The sequence below is a fragment of the Dyadobacter beijingensis DSM 21582 genome (genome assembly GCF_000382205.1).
Classification (GTDB): Bacteria; Bacteroidota; Bacteroidia; order Cytophagales; family Spirosomataceae; genus Dyadobacter; species Dyadobacter beijingensis.
Genome location: NZ_KB907792.1, coordinates 138,434 through 158,983 on the forward strand (window position 1 = coordinate 138,434; position 20,550 = coordinate 158,983).

A 20,550-nucleotide genomic window follows, 5' to 3' on the forward strand; every position below is an offset into this window, starting at 1 on the left:
TTAACCGAAGGAAATCGTCCGGCCGGAAGCTTAGCTTTGCGCTATGATGAACCGCTGTATCCGCTCCATTTTCTGGCTCATGACTGTTTGCATTGTGGCGATCAATGCATTTCAGGGGTATTGGCTTTGGAACACGTACGAACTGCACCGCCAGCAGTTCGGGAACACCGTGCAGGATGCGCTGTTCCAGGTAATAGAGGGGCATCAGGTGGATCACGCCCGCATCCTGCTGGACAAGCCCGGCCCGGACGGGAAACGTAAAAGTGCACGCGTCGTCCGCCAGGTCGGCGTGAACGGGGCGGGATCGCGTTTTTACTACAAATTCAACAACGATAGTGCCATCATCGCTCCGGCCGATACGCTTGCCAACCGTATTTCGCGGTTTGTCGTGCGGGGATGGATGGACGGCGAGCAGGTGGATATGCGGAAAATTTACGCGGCCTACCGTGAGGAATTACAAAAAAGGAACATCGAAGCGGCTTTTCTGATCGACACGCTCTACATTCTTCCCGAGCCGGGCGCAAATAACGTAATTGTTTTCAATGGCCTGAGAAAGCAAAACGACAGCCGGTTCAGTACCGTGCCGCTGCCTATTAACCCGATCAGACATTTATTCGTACAGGCGACTTTCGAAACGCCCGTCCCGTATTTGCTGAAACGAATGAGCTGGCTGCTGGGCTGTTCGCTCCTGCTGCTGCTGCTGACGACCGGTTGTTTTGTATTGATGTTGAAGACAATTTTGCGTCAAAAGCGGCTCTCGGATATCAAAAACGACTTCATCAACAATATGACTCACGAGCTGAAAACGCCTATTTCGACCATTACCGCGGCGGTGGAGGCGCTGCTGCATTTCGGAGCGTTGAAAGACCCGCGCAAAACGGAAGAATATCTGCACATTTCGCAGAATAACCTGCAAAGGCTGTCGGACCTTGTCGAAAAAGTGCTGAACCTGGCCGTGGAGGAAAAGCAGGAGCTGGAATTTCACAAAGAGCCGGTAAGCCTCGCCGAAATGGTGAGCGATCTGGCTGCTGATCATCGCATTAAATCGGCCAAGACGGTGATATTTAATATGCATATTCCCTTCGGTACGACGGTACAGGTGGACCGGATGCATTTCGGGAATGTCCTCAATAACCTCATCGACAATGCGATCAAGTACTCCTACGACCGTGTCACGATCTCATTCGATTTCCGCAAAGAGCCGGAAGGCTGGCAACTTACCGTATCCGACAATGGTATAGGCATTCCAAAAGCGTATCAGACGTCGGTTTTCGACCGTTTCTTTCGTGTCCCGACGGGCGACCTGCACCAGGTAAAAGGTTTCGGCCTCGGGCTGGCCTACGTGCGGCAGGTGGTAGAGAAGCACGGCGGCAGCGTGAGCCTGGCGAGCGAGCCGGGGAAAGGGAGTGCATTTGTATTAAAATTCTGAAAAATGGCTACGGTACTATTGATCGAAGACGAACCTGCGCTGGGAATGATTGTGAAGGACAGCCTGGCTTTCAGGGGTTTTGAGGTGCTGTACGCCAGCAACGGCGTCGAAGGCCTCGACCAGTTCCGCCGGCATCAGCCCGACATCGTCGTCGCCGACATTATGATGCCCGATATGGACGGTTTCACGATGGCCGAGCACATCCGCCGCGACGACCCGCACATCCCGATCATGTTCCTCACCGCGCGTTCCCAAACTACCGACGTCGTGCGCGGCTTCGAACTCGGCGGTAATGATTATCTCAAAAAGCCATTCAGCCTCGACGAACTCGTCGTGCGCATCAACGCGCTCCTGCGTACGGGCGCCACGCGTGCCCAAGCGACCGCGATCCTTAAAATCGGCCGGTACCAGTTCGACCCGGCCAAGCAGAAACTGGCGCTCGAAGACGAGGAAATCACATTATCCCACCGCGAATCCGAGTTACTACGCCGGCTTTTCCAGCAACGTAACCAGGTCCTCGGGCGCAGCGAGGTCCTCACCGAACTATGGGGCGACGATTCCTTCTTCAACGGCCGCAGCCTCGACGTTTTCATCACCAAACTCCGCCGCCACCTTCGCGAAGACCCCAAAATCCAGATCATCAACATTCGCGGGAGAGGGTATAAGCTGGTGCTTTGAAAATGTTGGGCGCAATGCGTCATACCCGGATACCACTGCGTACTGAGGCGTAAGTAATAAATCTGCGCACCAATTAAATAACTCAGTATGAACCTCCGGTTTTCAACATGGGGGAGGGCGATGTTTGCGGCCATGCTTGTCGGCGCTTGCCTTTCCTGTTCCAAAGACGATGACAGCAATACCGTCGATCCGGGCGGTACCAATGCCGACGGCTCGGTCACCATTGATAGCGTCGCTTTTGCTTCCACAGCGCCCGAGGGTGATACCGGCATCGCCGCCGATGAAGAGGATGTCCTCGCCAATTCTACCTTTTCGAGTGTGGTATCGATCCATTTCGGCTCGACGGTGGCCATCACCAATCCGCTGGAAGGTAACGGCGTGGCGGTGACCGAAACCAATGGCGACGTGGTCATTACGGCTACCGTGGCGGCGGTGGAGTATGTGCTTTCCGGCACGACGGCCAATGGTTCGGTGAAGATTTACAGCGACAAGAAGTTCAAACTTTCGCTGAATGGCGTGAGCATTACCAATGCCGACGGCCCGGCGGTCAACATCCAGTCGGAAAAACGCGCCTTTATCGTTTTGAATGACAATACCACCAATTCCCTCACCGACGGTGGGAGCTACACGGCCAGTGGCGACGAGGACATGAAGGCGACGCTTTTCGGCGAAGGGCAGATGATATTCAGCGGCGCCGGCACGCTCAATCTGAAAAGCAATTACAAACACGCCATTTGCAGCGACGACTACGTTCGCATCATCAGCGGAAACATCGTCGTGACCGGCGCGGCATCGGACGGTATCCACACCAACGACGCATTCATTGCCGACGGCGGTACCGTCAGTATCACGGCAGCGGGAGACGGGATTCAATGCGAGGAAGGTTACATTGTGATCAACAATGGTAATTTCACTGTGAATGTCGTAGACAAGGCCATTACGGCCAGCTGGGATACCGATTCGAGCATCAACCCATTTGTGACGATCAATGGCGGGACTTTCAATATCAAATCATCGGTCGGGGAAGGGATCGAAAGCAAGAGCGTGCTGACCATCAATAATGGCGATTTCAATATCCAGACCGCCGACGACGGCCTGAATGCGGGCAGTTTCATTTACATTAACGGCGGTAATATTTACGTATACAGCACGTCGAACGACGGTATCGATTCCAACGGCCCGATGACGATCACCGGCGGAAGGATCGTTTCCATTGCTGCGGGCGGCCCCGAGGAAGGTTTCGATTGTGACCGAAATACATTCAAAATCACCGGCGGTATCCTCATCGGTACCGGCGGGGCAACCAGTTCTCCCACCGCCAGTGTGAGCACCCAGCCTTCAGTGATCCTCGGTTCCGGCCAGGCCAATCAACTGATGCATATCCGGTCTTCGGACGGGAAGGAAGCGATGACTTTTACGATCCCGCGCGCGTACAATACCATGCTATTTTCAAGCCCGAAACTGAAACAGGGAACTACCTACCAGGTTTATACCGGCGGTTCGGTGGCGGGTACGACGGATTTTCACGGCTTGTACATCACCGGCGTCTACACTGCGGGAACCGCCGGCACCAGTTTCACCACGAGTTCGATGGTAACCAACGCCGGTGGTAGCCAGGGACGTTGAGAACCTATTTTGAAGGGGCCGGTTTCCCCGGCTTCGGAAACACCTGGTGCGTGTTGGCCCATTCGTGCCAGCGGGCGGCCAGGTGTTTTACTTTTTCGGGGTTGGAAGCGGCAAGGTTCTGGGTCTCGGAGCGATCATTCGAGAGATCGTACAGCTGCCAGGTGCTGTCGGATGCCGGAGAAACCAGTTTCCAGTTCTCCTGCCGCACATAACGCGCTCCGAAATGCTCGTTGAACAGCTCCGGATGCCCTTTTGTACTTTTGCCGCTAAACGATCCCACGAAGCTCTTGCCCGTTGTAGGTTTAATAGGATTGTTATTGAACTGCTTCGGATAACTGGCACCCGATAGGTCGCAAAACGTTGCCATCAGGTCCATCACATGGCCCGTATGGTCGCTGTAACTGCCTTTTTTTGCCGTTATACCCTTTGGCCAGAATGCGATCATCGGCGTATTCACGCCCCCTTCGAACGATTCAGCTTTGGCGTAGCGGTAAGGCGTATTGGCTACGCCTGCCCAGCGCGCGCCGATGGACGCGTAGCTCGTTTGCGGGCCGGGCATGACTTGCTTTTCCGTCGCGTAGATGATCTTGCGGCCGTCTCGCGTTTCACTTGGACGGTCGAAGCCCGGCCCGTATTTTGCACAGTTTTCGGGGCTGGCACCATTGTCGGTCAGGAAGAGGATCAAGGTGTTATCCAGTTCGCCGGTTTGTTTCAATGCATCAATAATGCGTCCGATTCCCTGGTCCATCCGGTCGATCATAGCGGCGTGGACGGCCATTGCGGCGGCGTCCCATTCCTGGTCGGGGTTATCCTCCCATTTGGGGGCATTGGCGGGAGTTTCGGGTAATTTTGTCGTTTTGGGGTCGATGAGGCCCATTTTTACCATCCGGTCGTACCGCGCTTTGCGGATCGTATCCCAGCCGCCTTTGTAGGTGTCCTTGTATTTGTCAATATCTTCCGGTAATGCCTGCAAAGGCCAGTGCGGCGCATTTTGTGCTACATACAGGAAAAAAGGCTGGTCGGACCGGGCGAATTCGCGGATGTATGCCACGGTGGTATCGTTAATCGCATCGGTATGGTAATAGTTTTTCGGAACGCTCTTCACCGGTTCCTTCCCGTTCACGAGGCTGAACGGGTCGAAAAAATCGACGACACCCCAGATCGTGCCGAAATACTTGTCGAAACCGCGGCTGGTAGGATATTGTTCCACAGGCGAGAACGGCCCGAAATCTTTCTGATGGTTCAGCCAGGCCAGCTGGTCTTCCGGGGTTTTTTGGGTAAATGTGTTGGAAACGTGCCATTTGCCTACCATGCCGGTTTGATAACCTGCTGTTTTGAGCACCTCGGCCAATGTCACGGTATTTTCCGTAATGCGGCCCTGGTAACCCGGCTGATTTTCCGCTTCGGTCATCTTACCTATCCCTGCCTGCTGGTTATACAGTCCCGTGAGCAGCGAAGCGCGCGTAGGGCAGCAGCGCGAAGTGTTGTAAAACTGCCGGTACCGGAGCCCGTTCTGAGCGAGGTAATCGAGGTTCGGCGTGTGTACCTCGCCGCCGTAGCAGCCCATATCGGAATAGCCCATATCGTCGGCGAGGATCACAAGGATATTCGGGCGTTTGGCCGCCTGCGGCGCTCCGGGCCGGTCTTCTGTTTTTAATGCAACCAGGCCGAGGCCGGCCAGCGCAACGAATGCCAGAATAGATAGTTTGGTTTTAGACATGCAAAGGAATGGTACCAGTTGGGCCGTCAATATACCCAGCATTCCTCTTTGGTACAATTAACGTTTCACAAACCGCGCAGTCCAGATGGGCACAGCCGATGGTCCCGATACCTGGATAATATAGTTTCCGGGCCGGAGTCCGGATAATTTCAGCACGGGACCGTCGGCCTGATGCGCGGTTTGCCGGAGCAGATGCCGGCCGGCCTCGTCATACACAGTGATTTGCAGCGGGCCAAAATTTGTACCAACCGACAAATGCAGTACGTCATCGGCCGGATTGGGATACAATGTAAAACCGGCAGCATCAGTTTGCTGAATATAAATAACGGAAGAGAAGCTAAACGTTCCATCGTAATCGACTTGTTTGAGGCGATAATAGGTGTTCGGAAAAGGCGACGTGTCCGTGGCGTCGTAGGTCTTCCGTACATACGTACTACCGGAGCCAGGTATCCGGCCCATTGGGAAAAAGTGAATGCCGTCGGGCGATTTTTGTATTTCAAAATGGCTGTTTTCGGTTTCTTCCGACGTTGCCCAGAAAAGCGTGTTCCTGCCCTCGCCGGGCTTGCCGTTGAAATAGATGAGTTTGACGGGAAAGATACCGTTGGCGTCGGGCTGTAAAATTCCCTGGGATAATTGACCGGGGCCTGATCCCAGGGTAGTAATGGACGTTTCGCCGACGCTCCATGCCAGCCAGCTGCCGCCAGCATTTCCCTCTCCGCCGCTGCTGTTTACGGCAAATGGAGCAAGTGTTTGCGCTGAGGCCGGAAGGCAGGGCGGTAAGAGTATCAGCAGCAGTACGAATTTTTTCATAAACAAATGGGTGAAAAGTGCATCGACTCCTAATAGACCAGCACGCTCGTGTAGCCCCATTCCGAGTTGGTCCAGTTGGGGCTCGTAGTAACGCCAGCCATTCCAAAATGGTAAGTGCCGGCGGGGAGGTTTTTGAACACGCCGTTGACAGAAAATGTAGACCTGGTATTCGCAGGGACCTGTAACCCGAACATCCCGAGGCCCAATGGCTGGATAGCACCTCCGCCGGATACATGCTGGCATGCCGGATAAATGCCCAGCTCATTCGCCGCCGCATAGCCGCCTAATGCCCTCGAAGCGGTCACAAACACCGTTTGGCCTTCCTGGATGGTGATCTCCTGCGACTTTGTGATAAACGACAGGGTGCTGGAAGGGTAGGGTAAGGTGCCGGCGTGATAATAGCTTTGGATACTGCCCGAAGGACCCTGCGGGCTGGTGCCGCCGAGTAAGAGCCATTCCGGTGCGGCGGGCGTTCCCTTGTTGTAGTAAAAGCCTTCCGGTGCTTCCGTCTGATAAACCAGCAAGCCCGTTGCCGGCTGGGAAAGAGCCGTTCGCTGGCCGGCCGACATTCTGGGCAACAACAGTCCCCTTGAGTCGCTTTTCAAATCGAGCAATGCACTAGGATCGGGATTGACGGTGCCTATGCCTACGTTTCCGGCATTTTTATTGCTAATGTCCAGGCCATTCACCTGCCATTGGTTATCGGCGCTGCTTAGGGCGTACGGAACGCTCACGAGCTGCGTCGACCCAAGGTCAGTAAATGTAGTCCCGCCGTCCGGGTCGAGCTCGGTTTTAAGGTATTTGGTCCCCGTGTGCCAGGGTATAGCGGCCATCGAGCCGGTCACATCCGAGGCGCCGCCGGAGCCGATTGCCAGGCTAAACATGCCCAAAGCGTTGGTGGTAACCGTGCGTGTTTCGCTGTAATGTGTGGTTCCGTCGGGCGCGTCCTGCCGGATGCTCAGCCGGAGCCGGATCGTTTTGTTCGTCAGCGGCGCCCCGGCGGCATTGCGGGCAGCCGCCTGGTAGTTGATCTGCTGAGGTACCTGCGCGCGTGCAACGGACCCGGCGAGTAGTGCGATGAAGGCAATAAGAAGGAAAAACCGCTTCATATGGGTATGGGATTTGGATTTGACGTTCCAAATCTATCTCCCCGAATCTGTTCTGAATCAATCGATTGAGTAGCTTGCATATTTATTGCGTAGCTGGTTATTTTGCTACCTTCTCAATCACTTACCGAAATGGCCGCAGCAAAACCCGTTACCATCGACGAATATATCGCCGCATTCCCGGCAGAAGTGCAGGGTGCATTGCAGGAAATACGCAATACGATCAGGCAGACGGCCCCGGAAGCCGAGGAAACCATTTCCTACGAGATGCCTACATTCAATCTGAACGGCTCGTACCTGATCTATTTCGCGGGTTGGAAAAAGCACGTGGCGCTGTACCCGGTTACGGAAAGGATTTTCGAGACGCTTTCGGCTGAACTGGCTGGTTATAAAGGCAGCAAGAGCTCCGTGCATTTCCCGTTGAACAAGCCGATGCCGCTGGATCTCGTCAAAAAGATTACCGAGCTCCGCATTGCCGAGAACCACCTCGCCGTAGCGAAATGAGTAAGGTGTAATGCCGGTGTTCAGGCATATTTTTTCAAAATCTCTTCAATCCGGGGATCGGGAACGAGGTCGGTGACGTGAGCCATTCAAGCGGCTGCTCGGTCGAATTCCAGAACGGCTTTTGCAGCCAGTAGTTGAACTCGTCGATGAAGCCGAAAAACCCTTCACCTTTTTGAAAGAGCGCAATCAGCTTCAAAAGATGCTCGCCATGCAGCGGTTCCGGCGTTTTTTGGGCATCCTTATCATTACTGATCGTGCGAGCAGACACATTCATAATGGCCGCAAGCCGTTTCTCGGGCATTTTAATGGACTCCGCGAAGTCATAGAAAGCCTTGATGGGCAACCCTTTTTTCAAAATTAAAAACGAATTTTTTCACTTTCTTCCTCCCCCGATATCCCTGAAAATTCCCATCAGTATAATTGCCGTGTTTCCATCCTTTATTCCTCAACTTTCGAAGCAGAATTTCCTAAACAGATGAAAATGATCAGGTTGACACACATTCTCGTACCGCTGGCGCTTGCATTGGTAACGGTGCCCGTGCCAAAGTCCGTCGCGCAGCAGGCAAAGACCACCCAAACCACCGAAAAATTCGATCGCGACTATGCATTGGAAGCGACCATGCTCGGTTTTTTTGCCAAAGACGGCGCCCGAAACCCTACATTGAAAGCGAACAAAGGCGACCGCGTCCGGATCACGATCACGAACGGCGAGCTCATGACCCACGATATCGCGCTCGAAAAACTGGGTATCAAAAGCAAGGTGATCATCGAGAAAGGCACCAGTACCAGCATTACATTCAAAGCCGAGCAGAGCGACACCTATTTCTGCTCCGTACCAGGCCACCGCGCGGCGGGAATGGTAGGAAGTTTTGAAGTGGTGGAAGGCGTTATCTCGGACGAGACCGTGGCCGGGCAGTTGCCGGTGAAGGACGGCCAGCCGTTGAACCTGGGCTTCGAAACGGGCGACCTTAAAAACTGGACCGCTACCGGCGATGCATTCACAAGCGCGCTGTACAGCTCGGATCCTTCGCCCGTGCATGAGAAGGAAATGCACATCGGCTACGAAGGCAAATACTTTCTGAGCAGCGGCGGTACGCTCAATTACAAGCAAACCGGTACGCTTACGTCCGTGCCGTTTACCGTAACCCAGCCGTTTGCGGCGTTCAGGGTGTCGGGCGGGGCATTGCAGGATACGCGGGTGGAGCTCGTGACGACAGCGGATAACAAGGTCATTTACCACATTACAGGCCAGGGCAGGGCTACTTTGCAGCCGGCCGTGGTGGATTTGCAGCCCTACCTGAACAAGGAGATTTTTATCCGCATTGTAGATAACGAAACCGGCATTTCGCAGATCCCCTACATTCCGAACGATAAATGGGCGCACATCAATTTTGACGATTTCCGGTTATATCCTAGCCGTCCCGACTTTCCTAATGAGCTGAAACAAAAGGATATTATCATTCTTCCGCCGCTGGACCCGGTTCTGAATGCCGGCTTGTCGGGCCAGGATGCTGCCAAGGCCATGACACCGCCTCCGGGCTTCAAAATCACGCTGGCCGCTGCCGAGCCGGACGTTATCCGGCCGATCAGCTTCACCGTCGATTCGCGGGGAAGGCTTTGGGTCGTGGAGGGGCATACTTACCCGGTGCGTGCCCCGGAAGGTCAGGGTAAGGACAAAATCCTGATTTTTGAGGATACCAACGGCGACGGTACGCTCGACAAGCGCAAGGTATTTGCCGAGGGCCTCAACCTCATCAGCGGCATCGAAGTGGGTATGGGCGGCGTGTGGCTAGGTTCAGCGCCTAATCTGCTCTTTATCCCTGCCGATTTTAAAAATGACAAACCTGCCGGCCCGCCGCAGATATTGCTCGACGGCTGGGGCCTGGAAGACACGCATGAAGTGCTCAATAACCTCCGCTGGGGTCCCGACGGCTGGCTGTACGGCACCCACGGCGTATTTACGCATTCCAATGTAGGTAAGCCCGGTGCGCCCGATTCCGAGCGGACGAAAATCAACGCCGGGGTGTGGCGGTACCATCCGACCGCGCACAAATTCGAGGTGTTCGCCGAAGGATCGAGCAATCCCTGGGGCATCGATTTCAACGATTACGGCCACCCGTTCATCACCGTGTGCGTGATCCCGCATATGTACCACGTGATCCAGGGCGCGCGCTACCAGCGGCAGGCGGGCAAGCATTTCAACCCATATACCTACGACGATATCAAAACCATCGCCGACCATGTGCACTGGGTAGGCGAGCGCGGCCCGCACGCGGGTAACTTCCGCTCGGCATCGGCCGGGGGCGGCCACGCGCATGCAGGGGCGATGATCTACCTCGGTAACAGCTGGCCGAAGGAATACCGCAACGATATTTTCATGAACAATATCAATGGCGCACGCCTCAATACGGACCACCTGACCCGCTCCGGTTCCGGCTACGAAGCCACGCACAAAAACGATTTCATGGCGATGAACGACTCGTGGTCGCAATGGCTGAATTTCAAATACGACGCCAGCGGCTCGGTTTGGGCGATCGACTGGTATGATAAAAACCAATGCCACAGCCCGAACCCCGACGTGCACAACAAAACGATGGGCCGCATTTTTAAAATCACCCACGACAACGACAAATGGGTGCAGGTCGATTTGTCGAAAGCGTCGGATATGGAGCTGGTGAACCATCAGCTAAACCCGAATGAATGGTACGTCCGCCAGGCGCGCACCATTTTGCAGGAACGCGGCCCTAATAAGAAGGTACACAAGGCGTTGAAGGAAATTCTGGCTAAAAATCCCGATGAAACGCGCAAGCTGCGCGCACTCTGGGCATTGCACGTCACCCAAGGACTTACGGAGAAAGAACTGGCCGATCTGCTTTCTGACGACAGCGAATATATCCGCAGCTGGTCTGTTCAGCTCTTGACGGAAAATAAAGCCGTATCGCCCGAAACGCTCAAAAAGATGGTGGATCTGGCGCAGAAGGACAATTCCAAACTAGTTCGCCTGTACCTCACTTCCGGCATGCTCCGCCTCGATCCGGCGCAGCGCTGGGATGTGCTCGACGCATTGGTACAAAAGGCCGAGGACAAGGACGATCATAACCTCCCGCTTATGGAATGGTACGCCGCCGAACCGTTGGCGCCGATCGACGCAAAACGGGCATTGCAGCTGGCCGAAAAATCGAAATTCCCGAAAATGCTACCTTACATGATCCAGCGCGTGGAAGCCATCGGTACCGAGGATGCGAAGAAGGTGCTGAAAGACTACAATAATAAAGTAGGTAAAGCGGACAACCAGCATGAACATCATGGCCACGCTTCCGGCACGGCGATGAACCACTGATACGAAAAAAGGGCTTCATAAAGAAGCCCTTTTTTAATAACGTTGAGTAAATTGAAATATTTCTACAAATATAAGCGAACTATTTTATTTGAAAACATGACGAAAGTCATATTTTCAAAATTCGGTGTGATTTTTTATAAATTGTTGAAAATGAACACATAATGTGCAGATAATCATAAAAATAGTACAATAGAAGAAGTGCGCGGCCGGCTTTATTTCGAGAGGCGCGACCGTGACCGATCCGAATGAAGATGGCAAACCCGATACGAACGCCGGCTACTACCGGCAGTCGGCCGGACATCGGGATAGTCAGCAGAAACGGCGTATTTTTATTTGGAAATCAATTAAAACAGTAGCATTTCAGGCGTAAACATCGGAGATTGCTTTCCTCAACAACTGTCAATTATGCAAAGGGGAAATGTTAATTTTTTCGAAAAAATGGCTACCCGGATTACCGCCTGGACGGGAAGTTCAATGGCTTTCGGCGTGGCATTAACGATAATCGTCGTGTGGGGCGTCACCGGCCCGATATTCAAATATTCGGACACCTGGCAACTGGTGATCAACACCGGCACGACGATCGTCACGTTCCTGATGGTATTCCTGATCCAGAAATCGCAGAATAAGGATTCGAAAGCCATTCAATTGAAACTCAACGAACTGATAGCCGCCAGCCGGTTTGCCAGCAACCGCATGGTCGACATCGAAGACCTGAGCGAGGCGGAATTGGATGTGTTGCGGAAGTTTTATCAAAAACTGGCGGATATGGCGGAAGCGGACACCGATATACACACCTCGCATTCTATCGACGTGGCTCAGCGGTTGCACAAGCACAAGAAATCGGTCAGGATGGGGATTTCGGCGGGCGATACCGGCTCTCAGGAGTAGCTATTTTCATTTTTTCCTGTCTTTCTTCCCGTCTCCCTTTTGATCGTCATCCTTGGAGAAGATCTTTTGCAGAAAGGTCTTCTTCTCTTTTTTGTCCGTCTTCACCGACGCAATGCTGATCTCATTGTCGATCGACGGCTGAATAGCATGAATGAATGCATTTTGCAGCGTATTCGTGATCGCCAGCCAGATATTCGTTTTTGGATCGTCCAGGCGGCCCTGGAACGGCACTTTCGTCGCGACCTGGTCATTCAATTTGTTGGAAAAGAGCTTTCCTGCGCCGCCCGCGGCGGCTTCCCATATCTTTTGCAGCAGGTTATCCTTCCGGTCTTCCTTCCCGAGAATATCCAGGTCCTTGATCACCGGTTTCACATATCCTTTAAACGCCTGATCCTTGGCCGCCACCTCGGTATACAACCCGAAACGCCCCTTGTTTACATCGATTTTGGCATATGCCTGGAAAAAATCGTTGAGTTGCACCAGGTCCGTATTGTTCAGCTCCGCGCTCATATCGAACGTAGGCGCGTCGGCGAGCGGGTTCAGTCTGGCGTCGAAACGCAGCTTTCCCTCGTATACATCCGCGGTGGCGTGGATATTGGCGGGCAGGATGGTGGTGGAATCGTAGCTGTTCCGCAGATTTTGCGCGACCAAATGCAGGTTCGTCATCGCGATGTCCACATTAGGTTTCGTGCCGAAATCCTTGTACTGGATTTTGCCGTCTCGCAACTCGCACCGGTTAATACTCAACGGCATAAACTTGTCGAGCACTTTCCGGAAGTCCGCGGAGTCCTTCACGACCTCCTGAGGCTCCACTTTATCTTTGGTAAAAAGCAGATAAGGCCCCTGGAAAACCAGCTCGCCTACGATGGAGCCTTTCAGCAACGCATTCCATTCCACCGAGAGATCCACCGTTTGAGAAGCGAAAAAGGGCGTCTGTTTTCCCGAAACTGAATCTGCCTTGTTAATATAAATGCTATCGATTTTGTAGGCTCCGCGGATGATGGCCAGGTCGATGTCTTTAATATGTCCATAATACCCATCCATGCGGGCAAGGCTGCGGTTGGCCAGATGCAGTACGACACACGGCAGCACGAGCCTGATCACGACAATGGCGATGAGGATACCGATCAGGATTTTGGCCGTGCGTCTTTTTCGGGATTGGGTGCGTGTAGCGGTCATTCTACGTGGGTATAAAGCTGATTCCGACGGCGTTCCATTAAACAATCATACCAAACGGTTTCGCGGCTTGCCCGACTGAAAGTGTAGGTTTTTCATTTTTCAAAGAACAATTTTCAGATTTCCTGCCTGCATTAAGCTTTTATTAATGCCCTCGTTAATGCCGCAAGCCTAATTTGCCGGCCAAAACTTGCTGACCCAAGCATTAAAAATCTTCGTTTGTGTCCTCTTAACGCAAAGGACCACAACACATTTTGCATGAAACGCCTATTCCTAAGCCTGACCCTTTTTCTCTTTGCCCATCCCATTTTTGCACAGACTCCCGGTTCGCTGAAACTGTGGTACAAAAAACCAGCCGGAAAAACCTGGACCGACGCACTGCCGGTCGGGAATGGAAGGCTGGGCGCGATGGTGTACGGCAACCCCGAACGCGAGATTCTCAAACTCAACGAATCGACCGTATGGGCCGGCGGCCCCAACCGCAACGACAACCCGAACGCGCTCGACGCATTGCCGGAAGTGCGCAAGCTCATCTTCGAAGGCAAGCACAACGAAGCCGCCAAACTGGCCGCTGAAAAAATTGAATCGAAAACGACCAACGGGATGATGTACCAGCCTGTCGGCAACCTGAACATCGATTTCCCCGGTCACGACCATTTCAACGATTACTACCGCGAGCTGGATATCGAAAAGGCAGTCACCACGACCTCCTATGTGGTCGATGGTGTGAAATACACCCGCCAGGTATTCGCTTCCGTGCCCGACCAGATCATCGCCATCCGCCTCACCGCCGACAAGCCGGGCAAGCTGACTTTCACTTCATTCCTGACCAGTCCCCAAAAGGGAGAAAGAAAAACGGAGAAGGGGCGAACGCTGATTTTTGCGGGCATGAGCGGCGATAAAGAAGGCATCAAAGGGCAGGTAGCATTCCGCACACATGTGCAGGTGGCGCCCGAGGGCGGCCGGATAAGCGAGGGCGATACGGCGCTTACGGTCAGTAATGCCAATGCTGCTACCATATACATTTCCATTGCCACGAATTTTGTGGATTATAAAACGCTGACAGCTAATGCGCAGGCGAAAGCGGACCAGTATCTGAGCAAAGCCGCCGGCAAGCCTTTTGATACCCTGCTGAAAAGCCACATTGCCGCTTACCAGCATTATTTCAACCGTATAAAACTCGACCTGGGCACGTCGGACGCAGCCAAATGGCCTACGGATGAGCGCATTGCGAAGTTTGCGTCCGGTAATGATCCGCAGCTGGTGGCATTGTACTTCCAGTTTGGCCGCTACCTGCTCATTTCGGCTTCTCAGCCCGGCGGAAACGGTATGCCTGTCGGGCAGCCGGCCAATTTACAGGGTATCTGGAACCAGGAAATGAACCCGCCGTGGGGCAGCAAATACACCATTAACATCAATACCGAAATGAATTACTGGCCCGCCGAGGTTACCAACCTGACCGAAATGCACGAGCCGCTCGTGCAAATGGTGAAGGAGCTCTCGGTGACCGGGCAGGAAACGGCGCGGGTGATGTACGGGGCGAAAGGCTGGCTGGCGCACCACAACACCGATTTGTGGCGCATTACCGGGCCGGTGGACCCCATTTTCTACGCTATGTGGCCCATGGGCGGCGCCTGGCTGAGCACCCATTTGTGGGAAAAATACTGCTATTCGGGCAACAAGGAATACCTCAAATCGGTATACCCTGCGTTGAAGGGCTCCGCGCAGTTCTTTGTGGATTTCCTCGTGCCGGAGCCGACACATCAATGGCTGGTGGTGGTACCCGGCATGTCGCCCGAGAATGCCCCGGCGATCCGCCCGAAAACGACGATCGGGGCGGGAAATACGATGGATAACCAGATTGTCTACGACATTTTTACCGCTGCTATCCGGGCTGCGGAAGCTTTGGGGACGGATGCGGATTTTGTTAAAACACTAAAAACCAAACGCGCCCAGCTACCGCCCATGCAGGTCGGGAAGTTTGGCCAATTGCAGGAATGGCTCGAAGACCTCGACAGTCCGGACGACAAGCACCGCCACATTTCGCATCTGTACGGCCTGTACCCTTCGCACCAGCTTTCCGCTTACCGTACGCCCGAACTTTTCAGCGCGGCCCGGACATCCCTCGAACACCGCGGCGACGTGTCAACAGGGTGGTCGATGGGCTGGAAAGTAAACTGGTGGGCGCGCCTGCTCGACGGTAACCGCGCCTACAAGCTTATCACCGACCAGCTTTCGCCGGTGGAAGCAGCAGGCAAAAAGGGCGGGGGCGGCACTTATACCAACCTTTTCGACGCGCACCCGCCTTTCCAGATCGACGGTAACTTCGGTTGCACGGCCGGCATTGCCGAAATGCTCATGCAGAGCCACGACGGCGCCATTCATTTGCTCCCGGCGCTCCCCGACAGCTGGAAAGCCGGTTCCATCAGCGGCCTGCGTGCCCGTGGCGGTTTCGAAATCGTCTCGCTGGAATGGAAGGAAGGGAAAGTTTCGAAACTGGTTATCAAATCCAACCTGGGCGGAAACTGCCGGCTGAGGCTTTCGGATGCATTAAAAGGGAATGGACTGGCATTGGTAGCGAACGGTGCCGCGAATAGCAACGCATTTTACCAAACCCTCGACATACCGAAGGCGCTGATTTCGCCTGCCGCTAAAATTATTTCTTCCAAAATACCCGAAACAGCCCTGTACGACTTCCCGACGGAAAAAGGCAGGACCTATACATTTACCCGGTAACAACCCTTTCTAAACCCATCACCATGAACAAGAAAATCTGGATCGCCGGGGTGCTCGCCGCGACGCTGGTTACCTGCCAGGTATCGCGCCAAAACAGCTCCCAAAGCGATATGCTGCGCACGACCGACGCTTCCGTAAGCGCCATTCCGGCATTCACCGAAAACCCTTCCCCCACACACCTGACGCCCGAGCAGAGCATCAAAACATTTAAACTCCCCAAGGGCTACCACCTCGAACTGGTTGCCAGCGAACCGATGATCCACGAGCCTGTGGCAGTGGCGTGGGACGGTAACGCGCGCATGTACGTGGCCGAGCTTAATACCTACATGCAGGATGTGGAAGGCACCGGCGAGCACGCGCCCACGAGCCGGGTAATGCTGCTGGAAGATACCAACAACGACGGTAAAATGGACAAGAGTTCGGTGTTTATCGATAAAATGCTTTTGCCGCGCATGCTGCTGTGTGTGGGTAATGAATTGCTTGTGAATGAGACGGATACTTACAATGTATATAGCTATAAAGACACCAACAAAGACGGTGTCGCGGATGTGAAACGCCCCGTTTACACTCCCGACAAAAAAGCGCCCGGTAACCTGGAACACCAGCGCAGCGGCCTCGACTGGAATGTCGATAACTGGATCTACATGGCCGTGGACCCTGTGCGGTTCCGCTATACCAACGGCACGCTCAAACCCGACTCCATTCCGAGCGGATCGAGCGGGCAATGGGGGCTCACGCATGACAATTACGGCCGGATGTACTTCTCGTCGGCAGGAGGTGAGACGCCTGCATTGGGCTTCCAGATCAACCCGGTTTACGGGCGGATGGAGTTCGCCGACCAGTACAAGGAGGAATTCAACGAAGTGTGGCCGATCATCAAAACGCCCGACGTGGAGGGTGGTTTGAAAAGATTGCGCCCCGATACGACGCTCAATCACTTCACTGCCAGCTGCGGGCAGCTGATCTTCCGCGGCGATAGGCTACCGGCCGATCTCCAAGGCGACCTGTTGATCAGCGAGCCGGTAGGCAGGCTCATTCGCCGCGCGAAAGTGACGAACAAAAACGGCAAGATTACCCTTGAAAATGCCTATCAGAATGAAGAATTTATCGCATCCACGGACATGAATTTCCGGGCGGTGAATATGTATACCGGTCCCGACGGCTGTCTTTATATCGTGGATATGAACCGCGGGATCATCCAGGAAGGCAACTGGACGGGCCCCAAAAGCTACCTGCGCCCGCAGATCAAGCGGCTCGGTTTGGACAAAAATATTCAGCACGGACGCATTTACCGCCTCGTACATGACGGTATGGCACCCGGTCCGAAGCCGAAAATGCTGGATGAAAGTTCGAAGCAGCTTGTGGGCCATCTTGGCCACTCCAATGGCTGGTGGCGCGATAATGCGCAGAAGGAACTCGTCGTGCGCAACGATCAATCGGTAGTACCATTGCTGAAAGCGATTGCCGCTGGCGAAAGTAACGAGGCGATCAAAACACCGTCGGCGCTGGCGAGGCTGCATGCATTGTGGACGCTGGAAGGGTTAGGGGCATTGGACGAGAAGATTATTGCGAATGCATTGAAAGACAGTGATTTTGAGATACGGAAAGCGGCAGTCCGCATGACGGAACCCTATTTGAAAAAGGACGACGGTATGGTTGAAAAGCTGGCGGTGTTGAAGTCCGATCCGGTTGCCGACGTACGCATGCAGCTGATTTTTTCTTTGAATTACAGTAAATCACCAAAAGCGAAGGCATTGGCGGAAGAAATCGTGAAGCAGGGCAGCAATATGGAAGTGCTCGCCCGCGCGCAGCGGAGCGTCGAAAAGAATGAAGATGCCAGGAAATTCGGTACTAAACTAGGGCGGCTCGACGCGCCCGACCGCACGCTGGTCATGAACGGCTCCGTGATCTACAAATCGCTCTGCGCGACCTGCCACGGTGCCGATGGAAAAGGGTTGATGAGCAAAACGGCACCACCGCTCGCAGGTTCGCGGCGGTTGAACCGGAACAATACCAATGCGTCCGTCCGCATTCTGCTGCACGGGTTGTCGGGGCCGGTCGAGGGCAATACTTACCCCACCGAAATGCCGTCGATGAAAGACAACGACGACGAGTGGATCGCCTCGGTGCTGAGCTATGTGCGCTACGAATTCACCAACTCGCCGCCCGTTCGGCCGGTAGATGTGCAGGCGATCCGCGAACAAACCGCCTCGCGCGACAAGGCTTACACGCTGGACGAGCTGTCGATCCAGTAACTGAAACTTTAAACCGAAACTTGGAAATTAATGGGAAGCGAGCAGTTTTTGCGTTCGGCGCTGTTTAGGAAAGGCGTTGGTCTGTCGGCAGGCGCATTGTGCGTGGCGATGCTTTTGGGGAATGGTTTTTCAAATCAAAATTCAAAAGGTTCGGCAGGGAAGGCGACGCCCGGAGCCGCTATCCCGGGCCCGGGTTCCGATTGGCCGAATTATGGCGGAAACAAGGCCGGTAACCGCTATTCCCCGTTGGACCAGATCAATCTGGGCAATGTCGGGGACTTGCAGGTAGCCTGGATGTACGACGCTTCCGAAAAGCCCGACCCGGCCAATCCCGGCCGCCAGCGCAACCGGGCCATTCAGTGCCAGCCGATCGTCGTGAATGGGGTGCTTTACGGGACGACCCCGGAGTTGAAACTTTTTGCCTTAAAGGCCGGTACCGGCGAACAATTGTGGAAATTCGAACCTTACAAGGACGATCGCCTCAATTCCAACCGGGGCGTGGTTTATTGGGAAGATGGGGATGACAAACGTATACTTTACACGGTAGGGTCCAGCCTGTACGCGGTGAATGCTGCCACCGGCGAAATTATCAAAAGCTTTGGCAAAGCGGGCCGGGTGGATATTCATGCGGGCCTGCAAACCGGCCTGGACCATGACGTGAGCAGGCTTTCGGTAAATGCGACGAGTCCGGGTATTGTGTTTAAAAATACATTCATCCTAGGCTCGGCGGTATCCGAATCGGGGGATGCCGCGCCGGGGCATATCCGGGCGTTCGACGTCGCGACGGGCAACCTGAAATGGGTTTTTCACACCATTCCGCAGCCGGGCGAATACGGCTACGACACCTGGCCGAAGAATGCGTACAAGAAAATAGGGGCTACCAACAACTGGAGTGGCATGAGCCTCGACGAGAAGCGCGGAATCGTGTATTTCGGTACCGGCTCGCCGGCCTCGGATTTCTACGGCGGCGACCGTGCGGGCAGTAACCTTTTTGCCAACTGCATCCTGGCCCTCGACGCCGAAACCGGAAAGCGGAAATGGCATTACCAGACGATCCACCACGATCTTTGGGACCGCGACCACCCCAGTCCGCCCAACCTGACGACCATCACGCACAATGGTAAGCGGGTAGACGTGGTCGTACAAAGCACGAAGGACGGCCTCGTGTACGTCCTCGACCGCGACAAGGGCACCTCCATTTTCCCGGTGGAAGAACGGAAAGTGCCGGTCAATGGCCTTCCTGGCGAACATCCATATCCCACGCAGAAGTTTCCGTTGAAGCCCGCACCGCTTTCACGGCAGGTCTTCACCGAGGCAGACATCACAGATATTTCCCCGGAAGCGCACGCTTACGTGAAGGACCGTTATCTCAGGATTAAAACAGACGACAAATTCGCTCCGCCGAGCACGACGGGTACATTGCTGTTCGGATACAGCGGTGGCGCGGAATGGGGCGGCAATGCCGTCGATCCCGACGGGGTGTTTTACCAGAATGTCAATGAAGAGCCCTGGGAGCTGATCATGGTCGATGCGGCGCAGAAGAAGTCCGAAGCGCCGCGCACGTTGGGCAACTCGCTTTACCTCGCCAATTGCGCCGCCTGCCATGGCCAGGACCGCAAGGGCAGCGGGCCGGAACTGCCTGCATTGGTGGATATCGGCAAAAAGCTCTCGCCGGTGCAGATCAAAGGGATTCTCAAAACCGGTAGCGGCCGGATGCCGTCGTTCGGGCATTTGTCGGACAAGGAGCACGACGCATTGATAGACTTTCTCCTTAACCGTGAAAAAGAAGGCGCGGCACCCGTTAAAGCGTCCAATGCTGCCAAACCCGCTAACAAAGACGGCTTCCCGTACATGCCCGCATACGTAAGCAAAACCTGGCAGCGCTTCACCGATCAGAACGGTTATCCGGGCGTGAAGCCGCCCTGGGGCACATTAAATGCCATCGACCTGAACACCGGTGAATACCTCTGGCGCGTGCCGCTCGGCGAATACCCTGAACTGACGAAAAAAGGCATTCCCATTACCGGAACCGACAGCTACGGCGGCCCGCTGGCGACGGCCGGAGGGCTGGTGTTCATTGCCGGCACCAAAGATGAGAAGATCCGCGCATTCGACAAGAAGACGGGTAAAGCCGTTTGGGAATACCAGCTGCCGGCCGGCGGTTTCGCTACGCCGATCAGCTACCAGGTGGATGGGAAACAGTACATCGTCATCGCAGCCGGCGGAGGCCGCGGGCAGAAGATCGGCGGCAATTACATCGCATTTGCATTGAAATAACTAAA

14 protein-coding genes are annotated in these 20,550 nt (G+C 54.4%); 9 read left to right on the top strand and 5 right to left on the bottom strand.

Annotation, left to right across the window (positions count from 1 at the left end):
- Positions 1–43: 43 nt before the first annotated feature.
- From H144_RS0128945 to H144_RS0128955, 3 genes are all read left to right on the top strand, one after another.
- Positions 44–1,429 (top strand): sensor histidine kinase, encoded by a 1,386-nt coding sequence (locus H144_RS0128945; protein ID WP_019945628.1) that lies wholly within the window; start codon positions 44–46, stop codon positions 1,427–1,429.
- 3 nt (positions 1,430–1,432) lie between these two features.
- Entirely contained in the window at positions 1,433–2,107 is a 675-nt protein-coding gene (locus H144_RS0128950) for a response regulator transcription factor (protein ID WP_019945629.1), read from the top strand.
- Between the two features lie 87 nt (positions 2,108–2,194).
- Positions 2,195–3,733, top strand: coding sequence for a carbohydrate-binding domain-containing protein (locus H144_RS0128955; RefSeq protein ID WP_157505237.1), 1,539 nt, complete (start codon positions 2,195–2,197; stop codon positions 3,731–3,733).
- Between the two features lie 4 nt (positions 3,734–3,737).
- On the opposite strand, the gene H144_RS0128960 is transcribed toward H144_RS0128955, so the two are convergent.
- Genes H144_RS0128960 through H144_RS34670 form a run of 3 tightly spaced genes read right to left on the bottom strand, consistent with a single transcriptional unit; the run spans position 3,738 to position 7,372 of the window.
- On the bottom strand, positions 3,738–5,453 hold the full coding sequence (locus tag H144_RS0128960; RefSeq protein WP_019945631.1) for an arylsulfatase: 1,716 nt from the start codon (positions 5,451–5,453) through the stop codon (positions 3,738–3,740).
- 57 nt (positions 5,454–5,510) lie between these two features.
- The gene (locus tag H144_RS0128965) at positions 5,511–6,263 is read right to left on the bottom strand and encodes a T9SS type A sorting domain-containing protein (protein WP_019945632.1); all 753 of its coding nucleotides are present in this window, start codon (positions 6,261–6,263) and stop codon (positions 5,511–5,513) included.
- Between the two features lie 29 nt (positions 6,264–6,292).
- The gene (locus H144_RS34670; RefSeq protein ID WP_019945633.1) at positions 6,293–7,372 is read right to left on the bottom strand and encodes a phage tail-like protein; all 1,080 of its coding nucleotides are present in this window, start codon (positions 7,370–7,372) and stop codon (positions 6,293–6,295) included.
- A gap of 129 nt (positions 7,373–7,501) precedes the next feature.
- Between H144_RS34670 and H144_RS0128975 the strand changes: the two genes are divergently transcribed.
- Positions 7,502–7,873 carry an iron chaperone gene (locus tag H144_RS0128975; RefSeq protein WP_019945634.1) on the top strand — a complete coding sequence of 124 codons (372 nt, stop codon included), beginning with the start codon at positions 7,502–7,504 and terminating at the stop codon, positions 7,871–7,873.
- Positions 7,874–7,907: 34 nt separating this feature from the next.
- Here H144_RS0128975 and H144_RS32755 read toward each other — a convergent pair whose 3' ends face one another.
- Entirely contained in the window at positions 7,908–8,228 is a 321-nt protein-coding gene (locus H144_RS32755; RefSeq protein ID WP_019945635.1) for an antitoxin Xre-like helix-turn-helix domain-containing protein, read from the bottom strand.
- A 120-nt stretch (positions 8,229–8,348) separates the two neighbouring features.
- On the opposite strand from H144_RS32755, the gene H144_RS0128985 reads away from it, so the two are divergent.
- Positions 8,349–11,213, top strand: coding sequence for a PVC-type heme-binding CxxCH protein (locus H144_RS0128985; protein ID WP_019945636.1), 2,865 nt, complete (start codon positions 8,349–8,351; stop codon positions 11,211–11,213).
- 438 nt (positions 11,214–11,651) lie between these two features.
- Positions 11,652–12,101, top strand: a complete 450-nt coding sequence (locus tag H144_RS0129000; protein ID WP_229208028.1) for a low affinity iron permease family protein — start codon at positions 11,652–11,654, stop codon at positions 12,099–12,101.
- A gap of 6 nt (positions 12,102–12,107) precedes the next feature.
- On the opposite strand, the gene H144_RS0129005 is transcribed toward H144_RS0129000, so the two are convergent.
- Positions 12,108–13,280, bottom strand: coding sequence for a DUF748 domain-containing protein (locus H144_RS0129005; RefSeq protein ID WP_019945640.1), 1,173 nt, complete (start codon positions 13,278–13,280; stop codon positions 12,108–12,110).
- A 255-nt stretch (positions 13,281–13,535) separates the two neighbouring features.
- On the opposite strand from H144_RS0129005, the gene H144_RS0129010 reads away from it, so the two are divergent.
- The 3 genes from H144_RS0129010 to H144_RS0129020 are packed head-to-tail and all read left to right on the top strand — an operon-like array spanning position 13,536 to position 20,545.
- Complete coding sequence (locus tag H144_RS0129010) at positions 13,536–16,013, top strand: glycoside hydrolase family 95 protein (RefSeq protein WP_019945641.1); 2,478 nt, start codon at positions 13,536–13,538, stop codon at positions 16,011–16,013.
- 23 nt (positions 16,014–16,036) lie between these two features.
- Positions 16,037–18,268, top strand: coding sequence for a DUF7133 domain-containing protein (locus H144_RS0129015; RefSeq protein ID WP_019945642.1), 2,232 nt, complete (start codon positions 16,037–16,039; stop codon positions 18,266–18,268).
- A gap of 30 nt (positions 18,269–18,298) precedes the next feature.
- Complete coding sequence (locus tag H144_RS0129020) at positions 18,299–20,545, top strand: outer membrane protein assembly factor BamB family protein (RefSeq protein ID WP_019945643.1); 2,247 nt, start codon at positions 18,299–18,301, stop codon at positions 20,543–20,545.
- The last annotated feature ends 5 nt before the right edge of the window (positions 20,546–20,550 follow it).

Bases quoted from the DNA above. Each gene is read 5' to 3' on its own strand.
- H144_RS34670 (WP_019945633.1), bottom strand. From the start codon at position 7,372: ATGAAGCGGTTTTTCCTTCTTATTGCCTTCATCGCACTACTCGCCGGG.
- H144_RS0128985 (WP_019945636.1), top strand. From the start codon at position 8,349: ATGAAAATGATCAGGTTGACACACATTCTCGTACCGCTGGCGCTTGCA.
- H144_RS0128975 (WP_019945634.1), top strand. From the start codon at position 7,502: ATGGCCGCAGCAAAACCCGTTACCATCGACGAATATATCGCCGCATTC.
- H144_RS0128960 (WP_019945631.1), bottom strand. From the start codon at position 5,453: ATGTCTAAAACCAAACTATCTATTCTGGCATTCGTTGCGCTGGCCGGC.
- H144_RS0128950 (WP_019945629.1), top strand. From the start codon at position 1,433: ATGGCTACGGTACTATTGATCGAAGACGAACCTGCGCTGGGAATGATT.
- H144_RS0128945 (WP_019945628.1), top strand. From the start codon at position 44: ATGATGAACCGCTGTATCCGCTCCATTTTCTGGCTCATGACTGTTTGC.
- H144_RS0129020 (WP_019945643.1), top strand. From the start codon at position 18,299: ATGGGAAGCGAGCAGTTTTTGCGTTCGGCGCTGTTTAGGAAAGGCGTT.
- H144_RS0129000 (WP_229208028.1), top strand. From the start codon at position 11,652: ATGGCTACCCGGATTACCGCCTGGACGGGAAGTTCAATGGCTTTCGGC.
- H144_RS0128955 (WP_157505237.1), top strand. From the start codon at position 2,195: ATGAACCTCCGGTTTTCAACATGGGGGAGGGCGATGTTTGCGGCCATG.
- H144_RS0129010 (WP_019945641.1), top strand. From the start codon at position 13,536: ATGAAACGCCTATTCCTAAGCCTGACCCTTTTTCTCTTTGCCCATCCC.
- H144_RS0129005 (WP_019945640.1), bottom strand. From the start codon at position 13,280: ATGACCGCTACACGCACCCAATCCCGAAAAAGACGCACGGCCAAAATC.
- H144_RS0128965 (WP_019945632.1), bottom strand. From the start codon at position 6,263: ATGAAAAAATTCGTACTGCTGCTGATACTCTTACCGCCCTGCCTTCCG.
- H144_RS0129015 (WP_019945642.1), top strand. From the start codon at position 16,037: ATGAACAAGAAAATCTGGATCGCCGGGGTGCTCGCCGCGACGCTGGTT.